The sequence below is a fragment of the Ruegeria sp. HKCCD7303 genome, from assembly GCF_013111185.1.
GTDB lineage: Bacteria > Pseudomonadota > Alphaproteobacteria > Rhodobacterales > Rhodobacteraceae > Ruegeria.
The window spans coordinates 40169-60250 of sequence record NZ_WVRE01000004.1 but is presented as its reverse complement, the minus strand read 5'-3'; the positions used below and the strand labels follow the sequence as shown (position 1 = coordinate 60250).

The 20082-nt window shown below is 53.7% G+C and carries 23 protein-coding genes, 1 tRNA gene and 1 pseudogene; 10 read left to right on the top strand and 15 right to left on the bottom strand.

Going from position 1 to position 20082, the window contains the following annotated elements; genetic code table 11:
- Positions 1 to 28 precede the first annotated feature (28 nt).
- Together GS630_RS12105 and GS630_RS12100 are read left to right on the top strand one after the other, a co-directional pair.
- Positions 29 to 1018, top strand: coding sequence for an NADPH:quinone reductase (locus GS630_RS12105; RefSeq protein WP_171620514.1), 990 nt, complete (start codon positions 29 to 31; stop codon positions 1016 to 1018).
- 89 nt (positions 1019 to 1107) lie between these two features.
- Positions 1108 to 1182: transfer RNA gene (locus tag GS630_RS12100), tRNA-Gln, on the top strand.
- A 172-nt stretch (positions 1183 to 1354) separates the two neighbouring features.
- On the opposite strand, the gene GS630_RS12095 is transcribed toward GS630_RS12100, so the two are convergent.
- From GS630_RS12095 to GS630_RS12085, 3 genes are read right to left on the bottom strand one after another with little or no spacing between them, the layout of a single operon-like run.
- On the bottom strand, positions 1355 to 2995 hold the full coding sequence (locus GS630_RS12095; RefSeq protein ID WP_170614866.1) for a recombinase family protein: 1641 nt from the start codon (positions 2993 to 2995) through the stop codon (positions 1355 to 1357).
- A complete protein-coding gene (locus GS630_RS12090) occupies positions 2992 to 3402 on the bottom strand; it encodes a DUF2924 domain-containing protein (protein WP_170614867.1) in 411 nt (136 codons plus the stop codon). The genes GS630_RS12095 and GS630_RS12090 overlap by 4 nt, the downstream gene beginning before the upstream one ends.
- Positions 3392 to 3658: a DUF3489 domain-containing protein gene (locus GS630_RS12085; RefSeq protein WP_170614868.1), complete on the bottom strand. Its 267-nt coding sequence runs from the start codon at positions 3656 to 3658 to the stop codon at positions 3392 to 3394. The genes GS630_RS12090 and GS630_RS12085 overlap by 11 nt, the downstream gene beginning before the upstream one ends.
- 726 nt (positions 3659 to 4384) lie before the next feature.
- On the opposite strand from GS630_RS12085, the gene GS630_RS12080 reads away from it, so the two are divergent.
- Both GS630_RS12080 and GS630_RS12075 read left to right on the top strand, forming a co-directional pair.
- Positions 4385 to 4591 (top strand): cold-shock protein, encoded by a 207-nt coding sequence (locus GS630_RS12080; RefSeq protein WP_170482233.1) that lies wholly within the window; start codon positions 4385 to 4387, stop codon positions 4589 to 4591.
- Positions 4592 to 4665: 74 nt separating this feature from the next.
- On the top strand, positions 4666 to 4821 hold the full coding sequence (locus GS630_RS12075) for a hypothetical protein (RefSeq protein ID WP_170482236.1): 156 nt from the start codon (positions 4666 to 4668) through the stop codon (positions 4819 to 4821).
- A 712-nt stretch (positions 4822 to 5533) separates the two neighbouring features.
- Here GS630_RS12075 and GS630_RS12070 read toward each other — a convergent pair.
- The 8 genes from GS630_RS12070 to GS630_RS12035 form a co-directional block, all read right to left on the bottom strand.
- Positions 5534 to 5908, bottom strand: a complete 375-nt coding sequence (locus GS630_RS12070; RefSeq protein WP_171712040.1) for a hypothetical protein — start codon at positions 5906 to 5908, stop codon at positions 5534 to 5536.
- Positions 5909 to 6205: 297 nt separating this feature from the next.
- Positions 6206 to 6778 (bottom strand): hypothetical protein, encoded by a 573-nt coding sequence (locus tag GS630_RS12065; protein ID WP_170329083.1) that lies wholly within the window; start codon positions 6776 to 6778, stop codon positions 6206 to 6208.
- Between the two features lie 378 nt (positions 6779 to 7156).
- Positions 7157 to 8278, bottom strand: a complete 1122-nt coding sequence (locus GS630_RS12060; RefSeq protein ID WP_170614870.1) for an alanine/ornithine racemase family PLP-dependent enzyme — start codon at positions 8276 to 8278, stop codon at positions 7157 to 7159.
- Complete coding sequence (locus tag GS630_RS12055) at positions 8275 to 9474, bottom strand: DUF1611 domain-containing protein (protein WP_170614871.1); 1200 nt, start codon at positions 9472 to 9474, stop codon at positions 8275 to 8277. Before GS630_RS12055 ends, GS630_RS12060 begins: the two co-directional genes overlap by 4 nt.
- Positions 9475 to 9566: 92 nt before the next feature.
- Positions 9567 to 10100, bottom strand: coding sequence for a hypothetical protein (locus GS630_RS22395; protein ID WP_253740673.1), 534 nt, complete (start codon positions 10098 to 10100; stop codon positions 9567 to 9569).
- Positions 10101 to 10410: 310 nt separating this feature from the next.
- Positions 10411 to 10764: a hypothetical protein gene (locus GS630_RS12045; protein WP_170329075.1), complete on the bottom strand. Its 354-nt coding sequence runs from the start codon at positions 10762 to 10764 to the stop codon at positions 10411 to 10413.
- Between the two features lie 3 nt (positions 10765 to 10767).
- A complete protein-coding gene (locus GS630_RS12040; protein ID WP_170329073.1) occupies positions 10768 to 11076 on the bottom strand; it encodes a hypothetical protein in 309 nt (102 codons plus the stop codon).
- Between the two features lie 447 nt (positions 11077 to 11523).
- The gene (locus GS630_RS12035) at positions 11524 to 12276 is read right to left on the bottom strand and encodes a Crp/Fnr family transcriptional regulator (RefSeq protein WP_170614872.1); all 753 of its coding nucleotides are present in this window, start codon (positions 12274 to 12276) and stop codon (positions 11524 to 11526) included.
- A gap of 135 nt (positions 12277 to 12411) precedes the next feature.
- On the opposite strand from GS630_RS12035, the gene GS630_RS12030 reads away from it, so the two are divergent.
- Both GS630_RS12030 and GS630_RS12025 read left to right on the top strand, forming a co-directional pair.
- Entirely contained in the window at positions 12412 to 12645 is a 234-nt protein-coding gene (locus GS630_RS12030; protein WP_170614873.1) for a hypothetical protein, read from the top strand.
- Between the two features lie 761 nt (positions 12646 to 13406).
- The gene (locus GS630_RS12025) at positions 13407 to 13895 is read left to right on the top strand and encodes a GFA family protein (RefSeq protein ID WP_170614874.1); all 489 of its coding nucleotides are present in this window, start codon (positions 13407 to 13409) and stop codon (positions 13893 to 13895) included.
- Between the two features lie 227 nt (positions 13896 to 14122).
- Here GS630_RS12025 and GS630_RS22390 read toward each other — a convergent pair.
- A pseudogene (locus tag GS630_RS22390) lies at positions 14123 to 14233 on the bottom strand (IS6 family transposase); the annotation flags it as partial.
- Between the two features lie 72 nt (positions 14234 to 14305).
- Positions 14306 to 14977 carry a GntR family transcriptional regulator gene (locus tag GS630_RS12020; protein WP_170614875.1) on the bottom strand — a complete coding sequence of 224 codons (672 nt, stop codon included), beginning with the start codon at positions 14975 to 14977 and terminating at the stop codon, positions 14306 to 14308.
- A 117-nt stretch (positions 14978 to 15094) separates the two neighbouring features.
- Between GS630_RS12020 and GS630_RS12015 the strand changes: the two genes are divergently transcribed.
- The 4 genes from GS630_RS12015 (at position 15095) to GS630_RS12000 (ending at position 19144) form a co-directional block, all read left to right on the top strand.
- On the top strand, positions 15095 to 16093 hold the full coding sequence (locus GS630_RS12015) for a TRAP transporter substrate-binding protein (protein ID WP_170614876.1): 999 nt from the start codon (positions 15095 to 15097) through the stop codon (positions 16091 to 16093).
- 78 nt (positions 16094 to 16171) lie between these two features.
- The gene (locus tag GS630_RS12010; protein WP_170614877.1) at positions 16172 to 16657 is read left to right on the top strand and encodes a TRAP transporter small permease; all 486 of its coding nucleotides are present in this window, start codon (positions 16172 to 16174) and stop codon (positions 16655 to 16657) included.
- Positions 16658 to 16667: 10 nt separating this feature from the next.
- On the top strand, positions 16668 to 17951 hold the full coding sequence (locus GS630_RS12005) for a TRAP transporter large permease (RefSeq protein ID WP_170614878.1): 1284 nt from the start codon (positions 16668 to 16670) through the stop codon (positions 17949 to 17951).
- A gap of 47 nt (positions 17952 to 17998) precedes the next feature.
- Positions 17999 to 19144, top strand: coding sequence for an alpha-hydroxy acid oxidase (locus GS630_RS12000; protein ID WP_170614879.1), 1146 nt, complete (start codon positions 17999 to 18001; stop codon positions 19142 to 19144).
- A gap of 24 nt (positions 19145 to 19168) precedes the next feature.
- Here GS630_RS12000 and GS630_RS11995 read toward each other — a convergent pair whose 3' ends face one another.
- Positions 19169 to 19582: a methylglyoxal synthase gene (locus GS630_RS11995; RefSeq protein ID WP_170614880.1), complete on the bottom strand. Its 414-nt coding sequence runs from the start codon at positions 19580 to 19582 to the stop codon at positions 19169 to 19171.
- The gene (locus GS630_RS11990) at positions 19563 to 20081 is read right to left on the bottom strand and encodes a 2,4'-dihydroxyacetophenone dioxygenase family protein (protein ID WP_170357704.1); all 519 of its coding nucleotides are present in this window, start codon (positions 20079 to 20081) and stop codon (positions 19563 to 19565) included. Before GS630_RS11990 ends, GS630_RS11995 begins: the two co-directional genes overlap by 20 nt.
- Between the last annotated feature and the right edge of the window lies 1 nt (position 20082).

The following is a 20082-nucleotide window of genomic DNA, read 5'->3' as shown; positions in this document are numbered from 1 at the left end:
GATGTAACTAGGGCAAACGGAGGACCCTATGCGCGCAGTGACCTATTCCGCTTTCGGAGACGCAGCCGAAGTTCTGAAGCTGAAAGACCTTCCTCCGATACCTCCCGGACCGGGTGAGGTCACCGTTGAGTTGGCGTTTTCGGGCGTCAACCCTTCGGACATCAAGGCCCGGTCTGGGACCCGGCCAGGCGTGACGGAACCTCCTTTTCCGCTGATCATCCCGCACAGTGACGGATCCGGTGTGATCACTGCCGTCGGCGATGGCGTACCCACATCCCGGATAGGTCAGCGCGTGTGGGTCTGGAATGGACAATGGAAGCGCGCATTTGGAACAGCTGCAAGTCACATCACGTTACCCAGCGACCAGGCTGTTGATCTGCCGGACGCGGTGTCGCTTGAGACCGGAGCGATTCTGGGCATCCCCGGACTGACCGCCTGCCACGCCGTATTTTCGGGTGGGCTATCCAAAAACCAAACAATCCTGATTCATGGCGGGGCTGGCACGGTTGGGTATCTTGCCGTTCAACTGGCAAAATGGGCAGGCGCGCGCGTTATCACAACGGCAAGCCCACGCAACTTTGACAGAGTACACGCAGCAGGCGCGGATGTCGTACTCGATTATGCCAGCCCAGATCTTACGGAACTGATTCTGGACGCAAACGGCGGACAAGCGATCCATCGTATCGTAGATGTCGAATTAGGATCAAACATCGAAACAAACGCCACTGTGGTCGCCGAGAACGGCCGGATAAATGCGTATGGGTCTGCCCAAAACATGGCACCGGTTTTTCCGTTTGGAGCGATGATGTTCAAAGCTGCAACGCTTGAGACGATCCTGATCTATCTGCTGCCTGCTAACTTGCGCGCTGCCGCTGTTGAAACCCTTCATCGTGCGTTGGTCGAAGGAGCGCTGACCTGCCCGGTCCAGAACGTCTTTGCACTGGAGGACTGCGCTGCTGCTCATGACGTGGTTCAGGGTGGAAATCGCGTAGGGGCCGTCTTGATCAGCACCAAATGAGTGCTCGAAATTATTTTCTGGCGCTCACATTTTTTTGCCAAATAGCTCTTGAACACCGCCAACAACAATCGTAGATAGCCGCTCACCGTTGGGGTGTAGCCAAGTGGTAAGGCAGCGGTTTTTGGTACCGTGTATCGTAGGTTCGAATCCTACCACCCCAGCCACCCACTCCTCCATATCGAGACCGCGCAAGGTGTGCTCTGATTAGTCACGTGTTATCCGCGGGTTAGCGGCGTGGCGCAATTGCGCAGACCGTGGACCGTGCCAGAGCAGCGCCGCAAATCTCCGAAAGTCTGCGTTCGGCATTTTCGCGGTAGCAGGTGTGGATGTGGTGGATCAGAGAGTCGCGAGAAGCGCGCGCTGGTCCTGCCAGTCTGATGGCAGGGTTCGCGATTTGCACCAGTCGGACGTAAAGCCGAGGGGCTGTTCGCCTTCCAGTACATTTCGCACGAGATCCGGCGCGAGGAAGGCGAGATCGATCATGTGCTGAACGCGGCGTTTGGAGATATTGCTGGCTTCTGCAATGTCGCCGAAGGTTTCGCCCGCCTTGATCCGCTCCAGCCAGTGATGCGCAAGCGCGATGTTTCGGATCAACGTCTCGTCTCTTGCGGCGGTCGTATCAGCGAGAATGATCTTGGTTTCGACACCCCGCTTTCGCACCTGGAACGGCGCTTCGATCCGCAGGGCGTTTGCGTCCAATGCATCAGCGTTGGTATCCAGCATCGCCGCTACGCCTTTGATATCTAGCCTGAGCATAATCTTTCCCGGCGCAATCTCGATGCGTTCTACAAGCGGCAAGATGTCTTTGCGCTCCGGCTCTGAGATCAGCTCCGTCAGTTTGCTTCGAACGCAGGCGATCTCACTGGCGTCGGACTGTAGGCAGAGACACCCTGCAAATGTAGGGTTAGCAAGATGGCTGCGCGCAAGAGTGCCGATCTGTGCCTCAAGCTGGTCCGCCGGCAAGCGCCAGCCATCGAGGTTCTCCTCGCCGCTGCGCGCGATCAGCCGGTGCGAGACGTAGTAGCGCAAACGGGTGCCCTTCTTCGTTTTAGAATGCGATGGCGTCAGCCGGTCTCCGGTTTCATCAAAGATTTTCCCGCAAAGTAGCGACTCGTGGCGCGGCGTCTTTTTCAAGCGTATCCGGGAGGCCATCCCTTGCAGCCTGAGCTGAACCGCATCCCATCGGTCGGGATCGATGATCGGGTCGTGCTGGCCGTCATGCACTTGATCTTTGTGCCGGATGCGCCCGGCATAGACCGGGTTTGTCAAAACGTGATGGATATGCCCGCGGTCGAAAGCGCCGCCGCCGCGCGTCTCGCCCGATGACAGTGATCTGCGCCGGGTGCGCAGTAACAAAGCGTCGGCCTTTTCCTTCACCTGCCGGATCGTCCCGTGTTGTTCGTAAAGCGCGTAGAGCGTCCGGATCGTCTCGGCCTCAGGTTCATTAATCTTCAGCGTCCGGCCATCCGGATCATACCCCATCGGCACCTGCCCGCCCATCCAGAGCCCCCGACGCTTTGAGGCAGCAATCTTGTCCCGGATCCTCTCCGCCGTCACTTCGCGCTCGAACTGGGCGAAGCTGAGCAGCATGTTCAGTGTCAGACGTCCCATGCTGGTCGCGGTATTGAACGACTGCGTGACCGAGACGAAGGAGGCACCGGTGGCATCCAGGATATCGACGATCTTCGCGAAGTCCGCCAGCGACCGTGTCAGACGATCGATCTTGTAAACGACGATCTGGTCGATTTTTTCATCGCCTATATCCGCTAAAAGCTGCTGCAAAGCAGGGCGGTCCAGTGATCCACCAGACAACCCACCATCATCATATTGGTCCGGTACCAGCACCCAGCCTTCATGTTTCTGGCTGGCCACATAGGAGGCACAGGCCTCCCGCTGGGCATGGAGCGAGTTGAACTCCTGCTCCAACCCGTCTTCCGAGCTTTTGCGGGTGTAGATGGCGCAGCGGATCTTCTTCATCTGCTGCTTCCTGACCTGCTGGTAAGGCCAAAGAACCGTGGGCCTGACCATGTCGTGCCGGTGATATGCTTTGCAATCGCGGAGAGCGACGGCCAGTCCTTGCCATCCATTCGATAGCCGCCTTCGGTCACCTCGACCTGGTAGGTTCGGCCGTTCCATTCCCGCACGAGGTGCGCGCCGGATCGAAGGTCGCCGCATGTGGTGACGGCAATCGGCTTGCCTTCTGCGATTTGTCGCAGCTTGCGCCGTGTCGCCGCCGGCAGACCGCCCGAAGAGCGGCACTGCGCGTCATAAGCTACTGCCTTGCGCAGGAACGCCACCGACAAATACGGCGGTGGAGGAGACCGAAAAGCCTCCTCCCACGCGGCAATCGCCAGCGGTCGACCCGGATCCGGCTTACCGGGCATCAGACTTTTCGGCTGTTGAAGTCACACCAGTTTGGGCGGGCATCGCCAAGATCCGATAGCGCTTGGGCTTGCCCTCATCTGGCTTCGCGCCCAAAACCTCGTAGCCCGCCTTGCGCAGCCCAGTCAGCGCCGCCCGCGTCGTGTGCATCTGCCAGTCGAGTTTTTCGCTGATCGTGGCAACATCTGCCCCGGCCTTGCGGCTGAGCATCTGAATGAGCAGCGCTTTCTTGGTTTTGGGTTTCGGCGATCGTGTCATTTGGCCTTCTCCTTTTGGTTCACGCAGGCTGAAAGTGACCCTACTACCGAGGAGAGCCCGGAGACCCGGGCGGAAAAGGCGCGGCGCAACATTGGGTACGTCGCAACATGGACAGTACCGCTCTGTTTGGCTCACAAGTCCAGTGGAAGAATGACCGCTTAACGCAGAAAAGCCGTCATCTGATAAAAATAGTCAGATGACCGAGTCGAGCCCGAAGGAGACGTTTATGGTGTTGCCTCAGACGTACGCATCGGCAGGGCAAGCAACATTGTCCCCAAAGATGAGCGCTGTTCAGACGTCCCGAGCGAAGAAGTACGTGATCGTGGGCCATTCCAAACCGTCAACGCAGCAAGCACTATGAATTTTTCTGAAAAATTAACTAGTACCTTTGAATTCTCTTGCTTTCAATTTGAGGTTCATCGCACGGTGTCGGGCTTCTTCCTGAGGCAGTCCCGGCCAACTTGGTCAGAGAAGACTTATCCCTAATTGGATTGGTCGGGACTACAAGCTTGGAATGACCAGTTGCAGGCACCATGCCCATTTGAACAGCCGAAGGGAAGATGAAGACGTAGCTTGTAATTCGTATCTCTTGCCGTCATACACCAATAGCGACCGTTATCGCACCTCGACCAGCTGTCTCCATTGAAGGCTTCAGTCTCGATTGCTCTGACTGACGCCAAGGCCACCGCATTACGCGGGTGGCACAATTCAAAAGGAGACGACGGAATGGCCAATGGCACCGTGAAATGGTTCAACACCACCAAAGGGTTCGGATTTATTGCGCCGGAGGACGGCGGCAAGGATGTGTTCGTTCACATCTCGGCCGTCGAACGCTCCGGGCTTACCGGTCTCGCGGACGACCAGAAAGTGACTTTCGATGTCGAGGCTGGCCGCGACGGTCGCAGCAACGCGACGAATATCGCTCTTGCCTGAGTAAGACCAGGCGGGACGGCTGCGCTAGTTGTCCTGCCAAGCCATTTATGTCCCGTGTGCGAAAGTTGTCGTTTATGACAGAAAAGAAGCAACCCTTTTTACCGAACAAACGGATTTCCAAAGACGAGCAAACTGACAGAGTAGCGCGCGAGATAATCAGCGATGAAAAAGCGGCTCGCGAGGAAAAAACCAAACGGTTGAAAGAAGCCCGTCTTAAACGCGATGTGTAACACTGCGTAGAAGACTCAGCTTAGAAAACCGATGCCAATCTCCGCACCTGTTGGACGTTGATCGTATTTATTGTTGGCCAAACGTAAGTTCCGCCGGATCACGTCCTACGAGACTCTACCTGCATCAAGGAAGACAAAAACAACAGCGAACCGGAAAGAATGAGCCAATTTGGTAGGGGCAAATAGGCTGCAATATTTTTGCGAAAGAATGCCGAGGCTCTCCTTACGTCCCGATCACACGACTTCACTCGAGGTCATGCGACCGGAACCACCCCATAAAAATGGTTTAGAGAATTATGAGGCTTGCGACACTGCGCAGGTATGAGGTCTACAAGCAAGCACAATTGTTTTTTGAAAGGCAGTTTTCCCGTGCAACCTTCACAATTTCAGGAGAGCCGGATGAGAGAGCAGCGTTGACCACGATTAGTGGCTTTCACTGCGTGCCGGGCTAGAAATTCGCAATTGGATTTCGAAAGTTGACTTTCTTTCACAGTCTGGACTGTCCGCTCTTCGGTTGTTTGGATTAGCTTTCGCTAACGGCGGCTTCGTCCGCATGCCGGTCGTTCAGCAGATTTCTGCGAACGTCCGCTGTCGTTCAATGCAGACTTTCAGGCAAAAATTCTCGGAATGACCACCAACAATGACCGCTATCCGTTCCTAAGCCGTCATCTGACGAAAAGACTCAGATGACTGCCTTGAGCCCAAAGGCGACTTAGGTAATGGGCTTAGCATTTGTCGTTTTGGGCGGGATCCGGCCATTCGCCGCCAGTGCGATGAGATGGTGCCAGGACAGTGAGAGCGGACGTTCAGAATGGCCTGAAACCGAGCATCTCGCCGCACGACCGCATGGCAACTCCGAGTCCAACTCGGACATAGCATAATTGTTTTGCGTGCGCTCGCGGCGCAGATTTCGCTGCAAGCCGATCTGGGAGAATGGCTGCACCACTACAACCAAGAGCACACTCATCATTGCAAAATGTGTTGCAGAAGAATACCCTTCCAGACCATGATCGAGAGCAAAGAGATCAGGAAGGAAAAGATCCGGAACCAAACTTAATCTGGCATACACCACAGGAAAAACGGCCAACTGTCAGATCACATCGGAACCACTACATGTCAGTACATCAGCGACGCCGAGCAAACCCAGGGCTTTCCGATACGCCATTTCGCCACGCGTTCAACCCCTTGCAGCGTCGACAAATCCGCTCTCCGAACCCTTCGCTCCAGAATGGAGTTCTGCAACGAAGACACGGGCGTTCTTGCGGCACGTCATTGTGGGCGCGAGCCATGATCGTATCTGCTTCGTCGTCGGAGTCTTCCATCAGTTCTTAGCCTCGATTTCTGTTTTGGTTTATACAGCGACTGGAAAAGAAAGTTCCGAGCCCTAAGCCTTGAGATTGAAGGAGCTGCCCATTTCAGTCTGTCCAATGGGACGGCCTGTAATCCGAGGGGTTTTAATAGGACGAACCGGCATTCCTTCGTTCTCAGCAGCTTGGACAGCGAAAGTATACCGAGAACCGTTTCCGCATCCTCGCGGTAGGGCTCGTTGATCTGATGATATGTCGTCTGCCTCAGAGATGAGCGACTCCGAGTAGAGGTGCCGAAGTTGAGTCTCTGAAACGCCATCCGCTTCCATAATCAATTGCACCATGGGATCGGCCAAAAGTTGGTCGAGCAAGAACTGCGACAACTGCTTTGAAGACAATTTATCCTTTGCGCGGGCTCTCTCCAAATCAGTAAGAGAAACGGTCAAGGTACGCGCCAGACCGGGGTGAGATTTCCGTGGATGCAGACAGATTAACACCGAGGCCTTCCAGGCTTCTGGGTCCGAATAATCTGGTGGTGCGGAAAGCTCAGTTTCTATGTCGTACTCGCCTGCCGGGAGTAATTCGTCGAAGCCAGGGAAAGTAAACGGCCTGGAAAAGACTGCGATTGTCTTGCTGATTATCTGGTTCATTTGGGTAATTCTCCTTTGCTGATACCGCTCGCTCGGAGATGCAGACAAGAACAAGCCACCCACTCCCGGCAGGGTATTATCAGTTTTGAGGTTTAGGCTTTGGTTTTTCGGGGACGACGTCAGGCGCTTCAGACGTAACTTCTTTTTTCGGCGCGTCCGCATCGTTTTCCTTCAGTGCGGCAGCCGCTCTGGTCGTCAGGTCTTTGAAAGACATCATTTTGATCCTTTGATTGTCCGCAACACCCACGAGCCCAGATAGGGTGTGAAAAGTGAATGCGGCTACGTCCAATATAGGGATTGGGTGCCTCATTTACTACGTAAAGCCGTAGAATAAGACGGATGGCTGAAGCAGAACCGAGGCGGCGGCACCTTGGCGCGCTATTTTCGATTCGAGTATGGGCGATCAGTGTTCGCTGCGTTGCAGTCAACCAAAGCGCTATCACCATGGAAGACTTTTGCTACATCGGGTGCAGCCATGCCGCGCGAGAGCGCGCTATACTTCATTCTCAGCTTCACCTCGCCACCAGGGCGAAGCAGCCAATTGGTGTTTTCTACAACGATATGATCACTGGTGGCTCCGACGAACGTGACGCCAGCAGGGAATATTAGACCCGCCGCATCAGTGTCCTGGAGTCCGATCGCAAGGATCGACCGAGTATTCGAAGGACTGTCTAAAGTCACACACTGCATTGAAGGTATAGGATAATTCATTTGCAAGGGATTTGGATTTGACTTGGTCTTCGTTTCGATCACTTCCGCCCAAAGCGTAAAAACATCTGTGTAAAGCCCGTCGATCGCGTATCCCGAAACGGGATCGGTACCCAGCAGGATGGCCTCACCCAGACGCAGGTTGTTGATCTTTCCGGTCGCCCCCTTGCCAAGCGCCCATGGCAAACTGGCAGAGCCGCCGCCTGACACTGTTTCCAGAGCGGGTCCACTTGCAAGTTTGGTGTCGGCGGAAAGCGACGAAAGCAATTCCATTGCTCCTGCAGAGGGTGCCACATGACCCAGACAGGCAAAATTTGCGCCAATCCCCTTCAGAGAAATTCCTTCCATTCTAAGAATTTGAGACACAGTGCTTTCAAGGTGTTCAGGCAAGATGCCATCCCGCATATCCCCCATTTCCACCATCAGGATAATATTGTGAGTAATGTTCTTCCCCAGCGCCTCGATGGCCAGGCTGGCGATAATGTCCATCTCAGTGTTGAAGCTGACATCGCAGTTATCAAGGACTTGCGCGACCTGGCTCAGCATGGGCGTTCGGATCAAGGATATGGAGCACGAGATTCCAGCATCGCGCATACGCATGATATTGCTAATCCGCGCGTCCGCCAGCCCTGTCACGCCACCTTCAAGCATAGCATTCGCAATCTCAGGATGACCGCAAACGGCTTTTGTCACACCTGTCACCGATATTCCGCGGGGTCTAAGGTGGTCTACCAGGAACCGTGTGTTGTACCGAATTTTGTCCAGATCAACGTCGATACGCAGCTTGCTCATTCAATCGTCGTAACACGTACGGGTTGCAAGCGCGGAAAGGCAGATAGAACCATATTCACCAAGTTTTTTGGAGGACGGTTCAATGCGTCAGTGACCGGGAGATACAATTTGCAGTTGTAGTCTGTGATGGCCTTTGAAATCTCAACATCATTCATTCCTTCATGGTTGATCGTCATACCAATTACCTCTGTGTTCGCAAAAGCCTCGATCAGGGTGATTTCATCGCAAGGGTCGGGCATAGTCATGTTGGGGAAATCACATCGACGTTTTCGTTTAGGCGCGTGTTGAAGAATAACTGCATGTGGCTGACTGCCTCGCAGAATGAAGGCTGATGTGCAAAAAGCCGGATGGCTTAGCGCGCCCTGGCCCTCGATCACTATTACATCCGGGTGCTCACCCTCGGATGCCGCAACGACAGCGCGCTCAAGTTCGCCACAACAAAATTGCGGCGGCACCGAATCCATCGCGACACCATACTTGGCGCCCTGCATCAAACCAGTTTGGCCGGTGCCGACCAAAACTGTTTGGATCCCATGCGCGTTAAGTGCGCCTGTCAGGATTGTCGCGGTTGTACGCTTTCCAATTGCACAATCGGTGCCGAACACCGCGATGCGGATCGCCTGGACGTCTCCAATACTGCCATCTAACAGGCGCAGGTCGGGATTTGGCCGCGGCTTGCGAATGTCGCGTATCGTGACATCGTGAATTTTGGCAAATCCGGCGAGCTCCTTGTCATCGCTAAGAAATTCATGCAGCCCGCTGACGATGTTCATTCCGAGCGTTATCGCATCCACAACAACTTCGCGATCCTCAAGGGACATTCTGCCGCTGGCCGGCGCCATTCCGTAAATAAAAGTGTCAGGGATCGTAGCTTCATTAGCGACGGCGGCATCAAGATCATCGAAGATGGGAACCTGATTTGCGAAATTATCAAGCACTTTGCCACTGTCACAACCGCCATACGTGCTGTCGATCACCGAAAGAACGCGATAGGCCTGTGAATGTCGAACGAGACCATTAGCCGTCTTGCCATCGATCTTTGCGAAGTTTCCTTCGCAATACACAATTGCAGTCGGTGTATCTGTCACGAGTGTCTTGCGGTGAAGCTCTGGAAAAACTGCTTGTTCAGGCGCCAGCTTTTGCGCATCGCTGGCAATGAACTGCTTGGCATCCGACGCAATGGGTACGGGTTTCATATTTGTTCCTTTTTAGAGTGTGAAACGCGCGTCCTTGGTAAGGACGGGCAAAAATTGTGAAGTTTGGGAAAGTGGGCTTTCTGTCTGAATTCTCACTGGTTCAGAACACACAGCCCTTCTGATCTATGATAGTTTTTGTGGCATTGCCACCCATTGCCGGATCGGTCGATATGGGCATTTGCCGGTAGCTCGATTGCATTGCAGCGATCACCGGACGCCTCGTAGCCACGTTCGCATTTCCATCCAACTCCATGGATCGCGTCATCGTAGAAAGCATTTTCAGGCACAAACACGGCATCGCACCGTCCGTCGCGCTCAAAATACCCACGCTCGCACGTCCAGGGACGCCCGCTGGTTGATGCGTTCAGAAAAGCGTTTTCCGGCACCGCTACTGCCACGCATGCTTCTCCGTCTTTTTCGTAGCCACGGTTGCAACGCCATGCAGATCCATAAGTGCTATTCGTCAGGTAAGCATTATCCGGCACCACGATTTTCTGGCAGCTATCGTCTACTCTTGTGTATCCACGCAGGCACCGCCACCTCTCACCTGATGGATCGAGATATCCACCCTCAGGCACAATCACTTCAGTGCATGAGGTGCCGCCAACTTCAACAAAGCCATGCATACATGCCCACCCTGAGCCATAGGTTCTGTTTGTGGGGTAGGCATTTCCCGGCACGACAATGGCCACGCATTCTTCGCCTTTCAACCGATAGGACAAATCGCATTCCCAACCGTCGCCATACTTTTTGGGAGCCGCGTTATCCGGGATCGAATTTGTTTCGGCCGATGCGGGACTTGATGAGATAAAGGAGCCCGCCAAACTGCTGAAGACGACTACAAACAACGCAGCCATTAAGTGAGCGCAAAACCGGTACTGATTTTTTCGATTTGCCCTGATGCAAACGGCGTTGTCCGAATGTTGAGTGATTGAGTTACGATCCATCCAGGTTCAGCCCCTCGATACAGGCCTGCGCCAGGTCTTTGTTAGGAGTTTGGGATCCCGGCACCGTTGCCCAGCCAGCCGCCATGACGGCATCCTTCTGCTTGAAAGAAGAAGCCTCTTTGATCGTCGTTATTTTTTCGGCGCGTTGGGCGTCAGTTCTCGCCATGTCGACGCAGACCGGAACCAACGCAGCGATTACATTGTCGCGGGACATGGCGTTGGCCATCTTGTCCGCGCTACCGCCGGTCATCCATCCACCCCATGAAAATCCAACGACGCCTACGAAAACCCCGCCGATCAGAGCACCGTAGATTCCGGGTTTAAGCCATTCGGGCGTGTTCATAATCTATTCCTCCTGCGGGGAAAGCGCCGCATCGCTGTCATTGTTAGATGTGGCCAAGGTCTGGTCGTGCTTAAGCGCCAGTTCAAAATCTTCTGGGTCAATTGGGCGCATTTCCGTGCGGCCTGGCTTGCTGCCTTTGCCCCGAACTGTCAGGTAGGTTCCGGTTCTGCGATATGCTTCGAAACTCAGGCCCTGCAGTAGCTCTTCTTCGACAACTACTTCATACTCGCCTGCAGGAAGTACATCCGGGTAGCCGGACAAAGAGAACGGATTTGAAAACGTCACCAAAGAACTGGACGATCTTGTGCTCACCTTTGTCCTCCATTTAGTTTGTTGGATCTTCCCCGCGCAGTCTGCCGCGGTACACGCTCGTAAGCGCCGCGGTAGTACTGGCGTTGTAATTTAGAATAATGTGCAAATGGCAGGCGCGCGCTGATCGGTGTTAGTCGGCGGCCAATGACCTGAGATTTTATTGGAATCTCAAATGCATTTGGTGCCCGAGGATCAGGCACACTGCCAAAAATTGACTAACCTGCGTCAGTGCAACGATGTTTGGATTCCGGCAACGTGATGTGTGTTGGCGGGATATTTGCTGGCGTGTTCTTAACGAGTAATTGAGAAGCGCAGGAAATCCAGTACCGCAATCGGACTGTATTTATCTTGCGCTTCTTTTTCAGTGAAATCCCAAATCTGCCGAAGCGAATTCCGTCTCTAACAGGCAACGATCATCAAAATCCCGGCATCGCTGTAGGGGTGAACTTATTGCTTCAACAGTGGCCCGGCCTGATCCAGATAAGTGGGGTCAAAACCGGCCAACGTCACCAGTCCTTCATAATCATCAAATACCACTTGCCCGGATTGAAAAGTAACCAGCCCCTTCTCCCGCAGTTGCCGTAGGACACGATTAACATGTACGGCACTCAGTCCCAGTGCATCGGCAAGGTGGTATTGTGTCAGTGGGCAGGCGTATCCCGTCTTGCTTGCCATCCCGATCTGAGTCAGCCTCACACCAAGTTCCAATAGAAAATGCGCCATGCGCTCACCCGCATCTCGCCGTCCTATGTTGACCAGGTGCTCAACCACCATCGCTTCATCTCGAGAGACCGCCCAAAGAATTGCTGTCGCCAGCCGGGGCGTTTGCGCAAATGCTTCCAGGAGATCATCCACTACTACTTCAATGGCTTGGATTTCCATGATTGGTTCTATGCTGTGATCCGAGGTGTGCAGCAGAACGCTTCGCAAGCCCAGAAAGTCACCCGGTATTTGGAAATCGACGATCTGACGCGACCCGTCAGTCTGGGTTTTGTAGGAACAAACCCAGCCCGAGGCCAGAATGTAGGCAGCCTGCTCTGATTGCCCTTGATGCACAAGGTCACGTCCGGCTTCAAAGGTTCTGCGACGCTTGTGCAGGCGTGCCAATGCCGCAAGTTCAACCTCAGTCAGAGCGACGAAGTTTGAAAGCTTTCGGGTGAGTGGACTGTTTTTGATAGTGCGCAAGTGTTCTTCCTTCATCGATGAGCAGCCCGCGAAACTATCCGACGCCAAGACTGCTTTCGATCAGTTAAGTATACAGCAATCTATACCAGTATGATGCAATTCATTGTGGCGCTTCCTTGCTTGGACGCCTGTTAAAAAAGGACGTCTACCATGGCTGACCGGCAAGACCACTCAGGAATGGCCGCACTCTCAATTTGTGAAGCGCTTTTGCTTGCAATCAAAGATCGTGAGCTCCTGCCCGAACATGAAATTGTGGGAGTTCTGCGTGACGCAGCTGCTGCCCACGAAGCAGCGGTCGGCAATAACGATGAAAAGGATATGCACCAGGCCGTCGCCTTTCTCATTAACCGGATCATTGCTTCCGGCTATCGGGTTCGGCAGTAGCGTAAAGTCCCGTATCGGAAAAACAAGATTATGCTTGTCAAAAAAGCTTAACAGCAAGAAGACACAAAATTGGCGTCTCGTTTCTAATCAGTTCAAACACGAAGCAAAAACCAATGTTTCAATACTTGCCATATCCCGCGTCTTGCTCGTCCGACCGAGCCGCGGCGAAGGTACGGTTCCCGTTAACGCAAATACAACGGCTGCGAATGACCTGATTGGTGACACTTGCCGCGACGCAACAATAAGTATGCCGCGACCGCGAGCAAGTGCTGCTTTAGCGAAGGCTCCAGATCGAAAGACGGCAAAGTCAGCTTACCGTGAGTTCACCAAAGCCCAGATTTCGCTTGCGCAGCGAACGGCAGGAACGCAGGCAGCAGCAGCATCCGAGGGGTGCACTGGATGTCTCCTTTGGGCCGTTTTCACACATCCCAACAAACTGACTTATCGGCAGCTTTGTCCGCTTGGCAGACGTGCAGCAGATTTCAGCGAACGTCCGCTGTCGTTCAATGCAGACCTTCGGGCGAAATTTCTCGGAATGACCACCAACAATGACCGCTTTCCGTTCCTAAGCCGTCATCTGACTGAAAGACTCAGATGACTGCCTTGAGCCCAAACCTGCCGTTGTTCCAGCCTGTGGGCACCGCTACGCAGCGAATGGCTGCTGTGAGCCCAAAGGAGCCAGTCGACAAACGTTTATGTCCCTGCCGCGATCAGGTAGCGTTGGATTTAAAGGATAACTCTGTCGAAGGATTCAATCGTACATGACCAATGGGCAAACAGGCCGCTGTCTTTGTGGGAACGTAGAGTACAACACAGGGGGTGAACCTTTGTGGGTTACCATTTGTTACTGTCGGTTCTGCCAGCGCGCCACAGGCTCTGATAAGATGATCGAGCCGATATTCGAACACGAACCCTTCAGTTTTACTCATGGAAACCCGTCAATTTACACGCTTCCTTCAGATGGAAGCGGTAAAGACATAAATGTCCATTTCTGCTCCGAATGTGGGACAAAGTTGGCTTTGACCTTTGAGCGTTGGCCGGACCGTCTGGGAATTTATGTTGGCACCCTTGACAGACCCACATCCATTTCGGTGACTCCAGAAAACAGCAAGCACATATTTCTGTCCGAAGCGCGGCCCGGAACCATTGTGCCGCCAGGCTTCCCTTTTTACGAACGGCATGCAGCTGAGAACGACGGTACACCCATCGAACCGAACGTTCGAAAAGAACCATACGTGGTTGAGGGTTGAGTCAGGGCACCTTCGGATTTCTTTGGGCTGCTCTGTCCGCAAGCCGGTCGTTGCCAAGATTTAGGAGAGCGACCGCTTTTGGTTATAGCGGTCGTTCCTATTCGAAACTCCGAGTTTTAGGGGGTGAACGTCCGCTCAAGGCCGCTTTTCGGTCATCTGAGTAAATACGTCAGGTGACTGCGTTGAGCCCAAATCGGACGCCTAAGGGCATCCACCTGGTCATCTTTCAGAGCTTTCACATTCCGAAGCGATAGTGGGAAACGGATGTACAGCATTACAGCAATGCGGATGATCTCGGGACTGGGTTTAAAGTATCTGAAAAAAGAAGGTTTGGTCATGGACAAAAGCTACGCAACCGCTCTGCCCCGCTCAAGCAAAGTTAATCTGACAAGACCCAGATGGCAGGACGCCTATGCTTGCTTCAGACCAACCAAATCAGAATAAGATCGCTCACCGCGAGTAATTTGCCGTTTGAGCGTGTTCACTGCTGCTTTTACTTTACCCTCGCCGAGTAGCGATGTGATCGCTTGATGTTCCTTAAATGATTTCGTCGTTCGATCGGAACGCTTAGACAGATGCGTCCGCATAGTTTGGACGATATCACTGACTTTTTGATATCCATCCCGCAGGTAACTGTTTCCGCAGGACCTGAAAAACGCGTCGTGAAACTCGGCGTCAAGTTCCAAGTACTGCTCGAATTCATCCGCTTCCTGCGCTTCTGACATCTTCGAAACAATTGTAGCCAGCTCATTGATCAGAACCGACGGGTTCTTTTCAAGCGCCTGCTCCAAAGCTGCAGATTCTAGGATGAGCCTATACTGACAAAGCTGCACCACGTCCTCTTGAGAAAGGGAGAATACAAAGGCTCCTCGATGAGGAAATATCTGAACGAGCCCCTGAAGATTCAAAGCTGACAGAGCTTCGCGAATCGGAGTTTTGCTAATGCCCATGGCATTTGACAGCTTCACTTCCGGCAACGATTCACCCAATTGAAACGTGCCATTGATAATGCCTTTTCGTATGTGCTCTTCAGCAGTTTTACTCAACGAATCCGGTCGCTTAATCTGCAAGATCTCGGTCATTTTCACTTTGTCCTATTTCGTCTCTCTAACACAATACCACATGTGAGCTTGATTTCTATATTATATCTGATATCTCAGATAATAGATCGAAAATAACTAAATCCATGGGAGGATACCTTGTTCAAGAAATCAACATTGGCGCTTGGCGTCGTCATGTCAGCCGGGCTTGCTTTTGCAGCATCCGCTGAAACAGTCATTAAGGTTGGGCATGGCGCAGCAGAAGCGTTTCATATGCATCGCGCACTACTGAAATTTGAAGAACTGGTCGAAGCTGGCTCGAATGGTGAGATCGACGTACAGATATTCCCTTCATCGCAGATGGGCCCTGATCGCGAGATGATCGAAGGTGTTCAAACCGGCGTTCTGGAAATGGCAATTCCTCCTTCCTCTTTCTTCGCGGGCTGGGATCCGGCTTTTGCAGTAATTGAACTGCCCTACATGTATTCCTCCAAAGACATAGCCTTTGATGTTCTTGATGGTGATGCTGGTGATGGCATGCTTGCACGGGTCGAAAACCAGGGATTGGTAGGTCTTGGCTGGCTTGAATTGGGTGTACGCAATGTGACCAACAATGTCCGTCCGGTTGCAACCCCTGCAGACCTCGAGGGTGTCAAACTGCGTACCATGAAGGTTCCGGCGCATGTGGCGACATTCGAAACGCTCGGGGCCAACCCGACGCCAATGAACTTTGGTGAGGTCTATTCTGCTCTCCAGCAAGGCGTGATCGACGGCCAGGAAAACCCACTGGCGATCATTACCTCACAGCGTTTCTACGAGGTGCAGAAATACCTTTCGACCACGGGCCATGTCTTTGCCGTCTATATGCCCGTCATCTCCAAACCGTTCTTTGACTCGCTGTCCGTAGAGCATCAGCAACTGGTGCGGGACTCGATGGCTGCCGCACGTAACTATCAGGCCGAGTTGGTCGCCAGCGAAGATGCAGCACAGCTGGAACAAATCCGGGCCGCTGGTGTCGAGGTTCTGGAACTGACAGCAGAGCAGCGACAGGCCTTTGCCGACAAAACCGAAAGCGTCCGTCTGCAGTATCGCGACGAGGTTGGCGCCGAAGCCTATGACGACTGGGTAGCAGCGGTTTCCGCAGCGAGCGGAAGCTGACCCTCGGACTACTCAGCCAATACGGGCACCCGTGCAATGAAGGTTCGGGTGCCCCTTTCGTTCAACGGGAGGTGAACGGTGTCGGTTATCAAATGGATCGATATGAATGCCGAAAAGGTCTTAGCCAGTGCACTTTTGACCGCGATTGTCTTATTGATCTTTGGCAATGTGTTCATGCGCTACATTCTGAATGCCTCTCTTTCATGGGGCGAAGAGCTAACGCTTTGGCTATTTGTATGGTTTGTCTGGCTTGGCGTCAGCTATGCTTTCCACACTGGCGATCATGTGCGGATCACGGTCCTGCGTGATGTCCTAAGCGAGCGGGCACGGCTTTACGCGGATGTTGTGATCGCGCTTCTTGTCCTTGGATTTCTGGTCGTTCTGACAATTGAATGCATCAAGCTTATCCGACAGCCTTTTGTGGCCAGCCAGACGTCGGTCGTTTTGGGACTACCAATTCCGATCTTTTATGCTTCGGCGCCGATTGGCGCGGGCCTGTCTGCGATCCGCGTCACTCAACATCTAATCCGAACCCTGCGTCTGATCGCAGGAACCAAAGCGTGAGGAACCCGGCATGCTTGCGACAACGCTTTTCTTGACGCTCTTTGCCCTGTTGCTCTCCAGCGTGCCAATTGGCATCTGTTTGGGCTTAGCCACTATGTTCGTGATGGTCTTTGTGGATGGCACGCCACCTATGGTTCTTCTGGCACGGTCGGTGGTAACAGGCGCGGACTCGTTTCCTCTAATTGCCGTCCCTCTGTTCATTTTGGCAGGCGACCTGATGCAGCACGGCGGAATGTCTCGTAGACTGGTTGGGTTCGCCAATGCGCTGATTGGTCATATCCGGGGTGGGCTGGCTTATGTGAACGTTCTCGCCTGTGTGTTCTTTGCCGCCATATCCGGCTCATCTCCTGCGACCGTAGCCGCCATCGGGTCGAACATGATCCCAGAGATGGAAAAGGTCGGCTATACGCGCAAATTCAGCGGCGCATTGACAGCATCCTCAGGAATGATCGGTGTAATGATCCCGCCAAGCATTCCCTTCATCATCTATGGTGTTACTGCCGAGGTTTCGATCGGCAAACTGTTTCTTGCAGGCGTCGTTCCTGGCATCCTTTTTGCCCTCATGTTCATGTTGGTTGCTAGGGTTCTGCTGCGAAAGGACGAGGTTGTACACCAATCGACGATTACGTTCTCAGGTCCGGGTGTCTGGCAGAGTTTCCGCTCTTCTATCTGGGCGCTACTGGTGCCTGTGATTATCCTTGGGGGCATCTACAGCGGTATCTTCACCCCTACCGAAGCCGGAGCCGTGGCAGTGGTTTATGCCGCCTTCATCGGGATCTTTGTTTATGGAGACATCTCCCTCAAGGACCTGCCAGAGGTATTGGCGGGCAGTGCAAAGACCAGCGGGACTATTCTGATATTGGTGATCATGGCGACCGCCTTTGGCAGGCTGATCACACTCGCAAGAATCCCGACAGAACTCGCAACAACGATCACCAGCCTGTCCGACAACCCCATCATCATCTTGTTGCTGATCAATCTGCTGTTGTTGGTGATCGGAATGTTCATGGAGACGATTTCGTCGATCATCATCATGACACCTATCCTGCTGCCGGTTGCAACCGCGCTGGGTGTCGATCCGATTGTTTTTGGTGTCATCTTGACGGTCAACTTGGCCATTGGGTTTTGCACACCACCTTTGGGAGTAAACCTGTTCGTGGCTAGCAGCATTTCGAAGGTTTCCATCGAAAGCCTCAGCCGGGCGATCCTGCCATTCTTTGTAGGCATGCTGATCTTGTTGATGTTCATCACCTATGTGCCCGCAATTTCCTTGGCCTTGCCGTCCCTTTGGTGACCGGCCGAGGGCCTACAAACATTAGACGATAAAACCAGAGGACCCGGATGGATTTGGACCTATCCCACCCGTCGATAGAAGACCTTCGGCAAACCGCGCAAAAGCGCATTCCGAAGTTTGCTTTCGAATACCTCGACAGCGCGACTGGCCGGGAGCTGGGGTTGAAGGTCAACCGGGACGCACTTGATGCCATCGGATTCATGCCGCGTGTACTATGCGGCCGAACAAAGGCCGACCTGCAGACTACATTGATGGGTCAAACTTACGATCTGCCATTCGGGATAGCACCGGTAGGCATGTCCGGCCTAATGTGGGCGGGAGCAGAACGGATGCTTGCAAAGGCAGCGGTTGCTCACAACATTCCGTTTTCGCTGTCGAGCGTGGCGGTTGCTTCACCGGAAGATGTGGCACCTTACATTGGCAAAAACGGATGGTTTCAGCATTACCCGGTGAACTCCAGCGATTTGCGCCGCGCGATGCTGCCCAGGATTAAGGCAGCGGGATTTCATACGCTGATCATCACGGTGGACGTACCAGAAGAAAGCCGGCGCGAACGACAACGCCGCGCCAACCTGACCGTGCCTCCAAAAGCTGACCTGCGCACGCTGACTGAAATGGCGTCACGACCCGCCTGGTGCCTTGCGCATTTGCGCGAGGGCATCATGCCACGTATGCGGTTCTTTGACGATTACGTCCCCACGCGCGGGCGAGAAAGTTTTACCCATGCAGGCGCTCTGATCCGTGGGATTCCAGATTGGGACTACCTGCGCGAACTACGGCAGGAATGGGAGGGTCACTTGATCGTCAAGGGTGTCCTGCGGCCGGAAGACGCGCAAAAAATGGTGGCCGAGGGCGTGGATTGCATCTGGGTCTCAAACCACTCCGGGCGTCAATTCGAAGCCGGGCCCGCCGTGATTGACCAACTCCCGAACATCCGCGAGGCGGTCGGAACAAATGTGCCACTGATCTACGACTCTGGCGTTGCCTGGGGATTGGACATCATGCGTGCCCTGGCGAAAGGTGCAGATTTCGTCATGGTCGGACGCGCCTTTCAATATGCCGTTGCAGCGTTCGGAGCACGAGGGATCGACCATCTCGTTCACATCCTAAAAGCTGACATAGAGGCCAACATGAGCCAGCTTGGCAGCGAAAACCTCGGCAATCTGGGAGAGCACCTTCTGATAACTGACTGATCGGCGCTTGCGGCGTCCGGGGTATCAGAGAAGCGTGTTGTCACCCCCGTCAATCAGTCCCTTCACGATCAGATCCGCAGTTGAGCGCGAACATGCCATTGGCAGATCATATACCGTCGCGAGACGGGTCAGAGCCTTAACGTCGACGTCGTGTGGCATAGGCGACAGAGGGTCGACAAAGAAAACCAGTGCATCCAGTTTCTCTTCACAGATCATAGCGCCGATCTGTTGGTCGCCTCCGAGTGGTCCACTTTTCAGGCTGGTCACGTCCAGTTCTGGATAGGCTTGCTTAATGCGACTGCCGGTGGTCCCTGTCGAAAAGATTTGTACTCTGGACAGGCGGGCCAATTGCAGACCCACCCATTCAACGATTTCGTCCTTTCGAGCATCATGGGCCACGAGCGCGAAACGCGGCGCATCACCTGATGAATTGTTCAACGTAATCTTCTCCAAGACCGACTTCCGCGAAATGTTTTCGGCACAGATCAATCTTAGTAAAGACATCTTCGTAGCCAGTGACCTTGCCCCACGGATCAACATAGCACATCACGCCATTGACCTGGAAATAGGTAACCATCTCTTCGACATCGTCGGGAACGACCAAAGTATGAGTCTCACCCGGCGGCTCAAAGACATATCCTCCTTCTTCTGCAACCCAATCATGTTCCAGATAATGCCAGCGCCCTTTCAAAACGAAGCCATGGACTGGCTGGGGATGGCGGTGCCGCGAAAGAACACCAGCTTTGCGCACTTTGAGAAGGTTCATCCAATAACCTTGCGAGCGGTTCAGGCAGAGCGGTCGGAACCAGACGTTCTCTGCCTGCGGAACCCACAGTCTGTCGTCCTCGCTCATGGCATTCGGGATCACGATCTCGTCTTGCGCATCCTTGGGGAAAGGCAACTGATAGGGCATTCGGGCGGTGTCATGGTCATTCATT